This window comes from Stenotrophomonas sp. GW821-FHT09E08 (genome assembly GCF_059416125.1).
Window position 1 is genome coordinate 233,057 of record NZ_JBWKOO010000002.1, and the last position, 6,847, is coordinate 239,903.

Annotated in this window: 7 protein-coding genes; 4 read left to right on the forward strand and 3 right to left on the reverse strand. The window is 67.9% G+C overall.

The window, feature by feature from the left end:
• Positions 1 to 15: 15 nt before the first annotated feature.
• From rluD to AC07M7_RS03525, 4 genes are read left to right on the forward strand one after another with little or no spacing between them, the layout of a single operon-like run.
• A complete protein-coding gene (rluD, locus tag AC07M7_RS03510) occupies positions 16 to 1,005 on the forward strand; it encodes a 23S rRNA pseudouridine(1911/1915/1917) synthase RluD (RefSeq protein WP_080103094.1) in 990 nt (329 codons plus the stop codon).
• Complete coding sequence (gene pgeF / locus AC07M7_RS03515) at positions 1,005 to 1,775, forward strand: peptidoglycan editing factor PgeF (protein ID WP_495206743.1); 771 nt, start codon at positions 1,005 to 1,007, stop codon at positions 1,773 to 1,775. The genes rluD and pgeF overlap by 1 nt, the downstream gene beginning before the upstream one ends.
• 2 nt (positions 1,776 to 1,777) lie before the next feature.
• A complete protein-coding gene (locus tag AC07M7_RS03520) occupies positions 1,778 to 2,302 on the forward strand; it encodes a DUF4166 domain-containing protein (RefSeq protein WP_495206744.1) in 525 nt (174 codons plus the stop codon).
• Positions 2,277 to 2,714, forward strand: coding sequence for a thiol-disulfide oxidoreductase DCC family protein (locus AC07M7_RS03525; RefSeq protein WP_495206745.1), 438 nt, complete (start codon positions 2,277 to 2,279; stop codon positions 2,712 to 2,714). Before AC07M7_RS03520 ends, AC07M7_RS03525 begins: the two co-directional genes overlap by 26 nt.
• A gap of 72 nt (positions 2,715 to 2,786) precedes the next feature.
• Here the strand turns inward: AC07M7_RS03525 and otsA are convergent, their stop codons facing one another.
• Genes otsA through otsB form a run of 3 tightly spaced genes read right to left on the reverse strand, consistent with a single transcriptional unit; the run spans position 2,787 to position 6,729 of the window.
• Positions 2,787 to 4,151, reverse strand: a complete 1,365-nt coding sequence (otsA, locus tag AC07M7_RS03530) for an alpha,alpha-trehalose-phosphate synthase (UDP-forming) (protein WP_136639327.1) — start codon at positions 4,149 to 4,151, stop codon at positions 2,787 to 2,789.
• Complete coding sequence (locus AC07M7_RS03535) at positions 4,148 to 5,929, reverse strand: glycoside hydrolase family 15 protein (RefSeq protein WP_495206746.1); 1,782 nt, start codon at positions 5,927 to 5,929, stop codon at positions 4,148 to 4,150. The genes otsA and AC07M7_RS03535 overlap by 4 nt, the downstream gene beginning before the upstream one ends.
• A 41-nt stretch (positions 5,930 to 5,970) precedes the next feature.
• The gene (gene otsB / locus AC07M7_RS03540; protein WP_065723853.1) at positions 5,971 to 6,729 is read right to left on the reverse strand and encodes a trehalose-phosphatase; all 759 of its coding nucleotides are present in this window, start codon (positions 6,727 to 6,729) and stop codon (positions 5,971 to 5,973) included.
• Positions 6,730 to 6,847: the final 118 nt, after the last annotated feature.

Genomic DNA, 6,847 nt, shown 5'->3' on the forward strand with positions numbered 1-6,847 from the left:
AGAATGCCCCCTGCCATGTCTGAACAACCCTCTGAATCGGCCCGCCAGGCCATCGTCCCCGACACCTCTGCCGGCCGCCGTTTCGACGCGGTCGTGGCCGAATTGTTCCCCGAATACTCGCGTTCGCGCCTGACCGAGTGGATCAAGACCGGCGATGTCCTGCTGGACGGCGCCCAGGCCCGTCCGCGCGATCCGCTGCGCGGCGGCGAGGTGGTCACCCTCACCGTGGTGCTTGAAACCCAGACCGACGCCCAGCCGGAGGACATCCCGCTGGACGTGCTGTTCGAGGACGAGTACCTGCTGGTGATCAACAAGCCGGTCGGCCTGGTGGTGCACCCCGGCGCTGGCAACCACAGCGGCACCCTGGTCAACGCCCTGCTGTTCCGCGACCCGTCGGTGGCGGTGCTGCCGCGCGCGGGCATCGTGCATCGCCTGGACAAGGACACCAGCGGCGTAATGGTGGTGGCCAAGACCCTGGAGGCGCAGACCGCGCTGGTCGAGCAGCTGGCCGCACGCGACGTGCACCGCCAGTACCTGGCCATCGTGATGGGCGCGCTGGTGGCCGGCGGCACTGCCGATGCGCCGATCGACCGCCACCCGCGCGACCGCCTCAAGATGGGCGTGCGCGAGGATGGCAAGGAAGCGGTGACCCATTACCGCCTGCGCGAGCGTTTCCGTGCACATACCGCCCTGGAATGCCGCCTGGAAACCGGCCGTACCCACCAGATCCGCGTGCACATGGCACACATCCGCCATCCGATCGTGGGCGATCCGCTGTACGGCGGCGCGCTGAAGCTGCCCAAGGGCGCCAGCGACGAGCTGGTGGCCGCGCTGCGCGGCTTCAAGCGCCAGGCGCTGCATGCCGAGACGCTGGAGTTCGTGCACCCGATCACCGGTGAGACGGTGCGCAACACTGCGCCGGTGCCGGCCGACATGCTGCACCTGCTGAAGGTGCTGCGCGAAGACAGCGACGCCTTCGCCGCACGCGAGCGGGACCGCTGGTGATGGCTGCCGCGCTGCCATTGCTGCAGGCGGACTGGCCGGCGCCTGCGGGCGTCCACGCGCTGACCACGCGGCGGCATGGTGCCGGCATCTCGCCGGCGCCGTTCGCGCAGTTCAACCTGGGCAACCGGCACGCGGCCGATGGTGACACCCCGGCCAACGTCGAGCACAACCGCCAGCTGCTGCAGCAGGGGTTGGCGCTGCCGTCGGTGCCGCATTGGCTGCGCCAGGTGCACAGCAGCACCGTACTGCGCTTCAACGCGCCGCCAGTGGCCGGTGCCAGCGAACCGGTCGCCGACGCCGCGGTGACCTCGGTGCCGGGCGTGGTGCTGGCGATCCTGACTGCTGACTGCCTGCCGGTGGTGTTCGCCGCCGTCGATGGCAGCGAGGTGGGCGCTGCGCACGCTGGCTGGCGTGGATTGGCCGACGGCATGCTGGAGGCCACCGTGGCCGCGATGCACACCCCGCCGGCGCAGCTGCGCGCCTGGCTGGGCCCGGCGGCCGGACCGGCCGATTACGAGATCGGCGAGGAGGTCTATCACGCCTTCGTCGGCCACGATCCGGCCGCCGAGGCTGCATTCGTGGCAACCCGTGCTGGCCACTGGAAGGTGGACCTGTTCGCCCTGGCCCGGCAGCGCCTGCAGGCGGCGGGGATGGACCCGGCGCAGATTCACGGCGGTACGGTGTCGACCATGGCCGATCCGGACCTGTATTCGCACCGGCGCGATCGTCGTACCGGACGCATGGCAACCCTGGCCTGGATCGCGCCCTGAGCGTGCCGCTGTTCGCGCGCGTGCTGGGGCCGGCCTTCGCCACCCTGGCCGCACCGGTGCAGGCACTGCATGCCGCGCCGCTGCCCTGCCGCTACGTGGGCCAGGCGAGGATCGAGCGCGGCCGGCACTGGCTGGTGCCGCTGCTGGCGGCGCTGGCGCGGTTGCCCAGGGATGGCGAGGCGCTGCCGACCGAGGTGGCGTTCAGCGCACACGGGCAGGGTGAACGCTGGGCACGACGCTTCGGCCGCTGGCCGATGGTATCGAGGCTGTGGGCGCACGAAGGGTATCTGCACGAGCAGTTGGGTGCGGTGCGTTTTGAGTTCGACCTGCAGGCCCGCGACGGTGGCATCGACTGGTCGGTGCGGCGGGTCTGGGCATTTGGCCTGCTGCCGCTGCCGACGCGCTGGTTTGGTGGCGTACGTTGCCGCGAGGCCTGGGACGACCAGCGCTACACTTTCCTGGTCGATGTGACCTTGCCCTGGGCAGGAGCCCTGATCCGCTATGAAGGCTGGCTCGAACCGCAGTGAAGCCGCCACCGACGCGGGCGGCGCGATGATCGTGTTCGATGGTGTCTGCGCACTGTGCAACCGCTGGGTGCGCTTCCTGCTGCGCTTTGATCGCAAGGGACGCTATCGCTTCGCGGCAATGCAGGGTGCGCAGGGCAGCGCCCTGCTGCGCGCGCACGGGCTGGATCCGCAGGACCCGATGTCGTTCCTGTTGCTGGACGAACAGGGCGCCTGGACCGATACCGATGCGATCCTGCGCGTGCTGGCAGGACTCGGTGGTGGCTGGCGCCTCACTGGTGCATTGCGCGTGCTGCCGCGCAGCTGGCGCGACGCGGCGTACCGCGTGCTGGCCCGCAACCGCTATCGCTGGTTCGGGCGGCATGACGGCTGCTATCTGCCGGCACCGGAGCAGGCCGCACGGTTCCTGGATTGAAGAAAAAAGGGGACGGAGGGGATTAAGTCGTTTGTGCACAAACGACTTAATCCCCTCCGTCCCCTTTTTCCCTCAGCCCTCCAGCGCGTCGAGGTAGCTGCGTCGCCAGTGGTTGATGTCGTAGGTGCGCAGGTGCTCCATCATCGCGTGCCAGCGTTCCTTGCGCCGGTGCAGTGACATCGTCGCCGCGGTGGCGATGGCATCGGCGACGCCGTCCAGGTCATGCGGGTTCACCAGCAGCGCCTGCTTGAGTTCGTCGGCGGCGCCGGCCAGCAGCGACAGCACCAGTACGCCGGGATCTTCCGGATCCTGCGAGGCCACGTACTCCTTGGCCACCAGGTTCATGCCATCGCGCAGCGGTGTCACCAGACCCACCGCCGCAGCGCGGTAGAAGCCGGTCAGAGTGGCATGGGTGAAGTTCTGGTTGACGTAGCGCAGCGGGGTCCAGTCGGGTGCGGCGTGGCCACCATTGATATGCCCGGCGATCTGTTCCAGCTGGCTGCGCAGCTGGCGGTACTCGGTGACATCGCCGCGCGAGACCGGGGCGATCTGAAGGTAGGTCAGCGAGCCGTGCTGGTCCGGATGCCGTTCCAGGTAACGCTCGAAGCCGAGGAAGCGTTCGGGCAGGCCCTTGGAATAGTCCAGGCGGTCCACGCCGATCGCCAACTGGCGGTCACGCAGGCTGGCGCGCAGGTTCTTCACCGCCGCCTTGGTGGCAGCGGTACCGGCCTGGCGGGCGATCAGTTCGGTATCGATGCCGATCGGGAAGGCGGCCGCACGGAAGCGGCGGCCGCCCGGCGCTTCCAGCTCACCGTTCTCGAGCACCTTGCCACCGCCGAACAGGCGCAGGTAGGTCTGGAAACGGTCGGCGTCGCGCTGGGTCTGGAAGCCGACCAGGTCGTAGGCATACAGCGCCGAGAACAACCGCAGATGGTCGGGCATCGCCTGCAGCAGGTCGGCCGAGGGCATCGGGATGTGCAGGAAGAAACCGATGCGGCAGCCGATGCCCCGTTCGCGCAGCATCGCGCCCAGTGGAATCAGGTGGTAGTCGTGGATCCAGACGATGTCGTCCTCGCGCAGCAACGGCGCGAGCTTGTCGGCGAACAGCGCGTTGACCTTGTGGTAGGTCTCGCGGGTGCCGCGATCGTAATCGACCAGGTCCAGGCGGAAATGCAGCAGTGGCCACAACGTGCGGTTGGCGAAGCCGTTGTAGTAGCCATCGACCTCGCGCTTGCTCAGGTCCAGGGTGACGAACTCGATGTCGCCATCCTTCTGCGTGTGCAGCGTGCCACTGCCATCGCGCACGCTCTTGCCGCTCCAGCCGAACCACAGGCCGCCGCGTTCCTTCAGTGCGGCCAGCAGGCCGACCGCGAGGCCGCCGGCGCGGTTTTCACCCGGCACGGCCACACGGTTTGAAACCACGACAAGACGACTCACGATGCCTCCTGCCAGGACCGCGACAGGCGCATCGCGGCGGTGATCAGGCCGACGTGCGAATAGGTCTGCGGGAAATTGCCCCAGGCCTCGCCGCTGTCGAAGGCCAGATCCTCCGACAGCAGGCCCAGGTGGTTGCGCTGCTTCAACAACAGCTCGAACATCTCGCGCGCTTCTTCCATGCGACCAATCGCGGCCAGCGCATCGATGTACCAGAACGTGCAGATGGTGAAGCTGGTTTCCGGTTCACCGAAGTCATCCGGGGCGACATAGCGGTACAGCGAGTTGCCATGCTTGAGGTCACGGCCGATGGCCTCGACGGTGGCGACGAAGCGGGCGTCCATTGCGTCGATGAAGCCGATGTCGGCCAGCAGCAGCAACGAGGCATCCAGGCGATGACCACCGAAAGTATCGGTGAAGTGGCCCCGTTCTTCGCTCCAGGCTTCGGCCATGATGCGGGCGTGGATGGTGTCGGCGCGCTCGCGCCAGTAGCGTGCGCGGTCATCACGCTTCAGGCGCACGGCGATCTTGCACAGGCGGTCGCAGGCGGCCCAGCACATTGCGCTGGTATAGGTGTGCACTTCGGTGCGGCCGCGGAACTCCCACAGGCCGGCATCGGGCACGTCATGCAGGGCGAAGGCCTGTTCGCCGAGGGGTTCCAGCCGCGCGAAGGTGTGCGCATCGCCAGGATCCTGCAGGCGACGATCGAAGAACAGCTGCGTGGAGGCGAGTACCACGCTGCCATAGACATCATGCTGGCGCTGCACCCAGGCCAGGTTGCCGCGGCGCACCGGGCCCATGCCGCGGTAACCGGACAGGCTGGGTACTTCGTCCTCGTCCAGCTTGGCTTCGAAGCCGATGCCATACAGCGGCTGCAGCGTGCCATCGTTGCTGGCCAGGTTGAAGATGTAGCCGAGGAACTGTTCCATCGTGCGCGTCGCGCCGAGGCGGTTCAGCGCACGCACCACGAACGCGGCATCGCGCAGCCAGCAGTAACGGTAGTCCCAGTTGCGCACGCTGCCGGGCGCTTCGGGAATGGAGGTGGTCATCGCCGCGATGATCGCGCCGCTGTCCTCGTACTGGCACAGCTTGAGGGTGATCGCACTGCGGATCACTGCGTCCTGCCATTCCAGCGGAATGGACAGGTAGCGCACCCATTCGCGCCAGTAGTCGCGGGTGCGCTGGAAGGCGTCCTGCACGTAGCCGCTGATCGAGCGGTCGAGCGATTCGTCCACGCCCAGGATCAGGTGGACCGGATGGTTGAGCACGAAGGGGAGGCCATCGCGCACCAGCCGCACCGGCACATCGGTGGTCAGCCGCAGTACGTGCTCAGGCAGGATCCAGCGCACGTGGTTGCTGCCCCAGGTGGACTCGGGCACGCGTGCGCCCCAGTCGGCCAGCGGCCGCGCGCGTACGGTGATGCGCGGGCTGCCCGCCAGTGGACGCACCTGGCGGATCAGGCTCACCGGGCGGTAGAAGCGATCGTTCTGGCGCCAGCGCGGAGCGAAGTCGAGAATTTCCAGCGAGCCGCCGTGGCTGTCGTGCAGCACGGTGCGGAGTATCGCGGTGTTGGTCAGGTACTCCTGTTCGCTGCTGCTGAAATTCTCCAGCTCGATGGCGAAGTCGCCGCCGGTCTGCTGGTTGGGGCCGAGCAGCGCACAGAAGGTGGGGTCGCCGTCGAAGGTGGGCAGGCAGCTCCAGACTACGCGGGCATGTTTGTCGACCAGGGCGCCGAAGCTGCCGTTGCCGACCACGCCCAGATCAAGATCGGGTTGGGTCATCACGTGCTACATCTCGGTTGCGGCCGTGGGGGTTGGCCGGGTCAATAGGCATTCTCACGCAGCCAGGCGTGCACGCTGCGTATGTCGGGCAGTGCGAACACCGCCGCGCTGGGTTCGCGTTCACCCACCAGCACACTCCAGCCGTGCTGGCCGTTGGCGGCGTCAAAGCCGAACTCATCGGTGAGGTCGTCACCCATGAACACGGGCAGGCGGCCACGGAACGGCAGGTACTGCATCATCCGCCGCACCGCGCGACCCTTGTCGGAGCCGACCGGCACGAATTCCACCACATGATCGCCGGGCTGCAGGCGATGGCTGCTGCGACCGCGCAGGTGGCGGTCGGCAAAGGCGCGCACATCGGCTGCTGCGTTCGGTGCGCCGCGCCAGTGCAGGGCCAGGCCGACGCCCTTGTCCTCCACCAGCACGCCGGGGTGTCCATGCGCGAAACGCATGGCCTGCTGGTGCAGCGCGTGCAGCCAGTCGGCGGTGTCGTCATCATGTGCGTCGCGCAGCACGCGACCATCCTCGCCACGCAGTTCGTGGCCATGCAGGCCGGCTGCGGGAAGCTGCAGGGGAGCGAACAACTGGTCCAGTTGCTCGAGCGGGCGACCACTTACCAGTGCCACGGCACCTTCCAGGCGGTCGCTGATGCGGCCGATGGCTTCGCGCACGTCGGGCAGCAGCTGCACGGCATCCGGGCGTGCAGCGAATTCGATCAGGGTGCCATCAACATCGAGGAACAACGCGCAGGCATCGTCCAGCAATGGAGGTGGCGGACGCAGGGGGAGCGGTTCAGCCATGACGCCCAGCTTGCCAGCGCGGGCGTGTACGTGGGGTCGAGGGCAGGCTACGGATTTGGTAGTGCCGGCCGCTGGCCGGCAACTTCATGGTCCATGGATGCACCCTGCGGTTGCCGGC

Excerpts from the sequence above, each read along its gene's own strand:
- AC07M7_RS03535 (WP_495206746.1), bottom strand. The coding sequence starts at position 5,929 with ATGACCCAACCCGATCTTGATCTGGGCGTGGTCGGCAACGGCAGCTTC.
- AC07M7_RS03525 (WP_495206745.1), top strand. The coding sequence starts at position 2,277 with ATGAAGGCTGGCTCGAACCGCAGTGAAGCCGCCACCGACGCGGGCGGC.
- pgeF (WP_495206743.1), top strand. The coding sequence starts at position 1,005 with ATGGCTGCCGCGCTGCCATTGCTGCAGGCGGACTGGCCGGCGCCTGCG.
- otsB (WP_065723853.1), bottom strand. The coding sequence starts at position 6,729 with ATGGCTGAACCGCTCCCCCTGCGTCCGCCACCTCCATTGCTGGACGAT.
- rluD (WP_080103094.1), top strand. The coding sequence starts at position 16 with ATGTCTGAACAACCCTCTGAATCGGCCCGCCAGGCCATCGTCCCCGAC.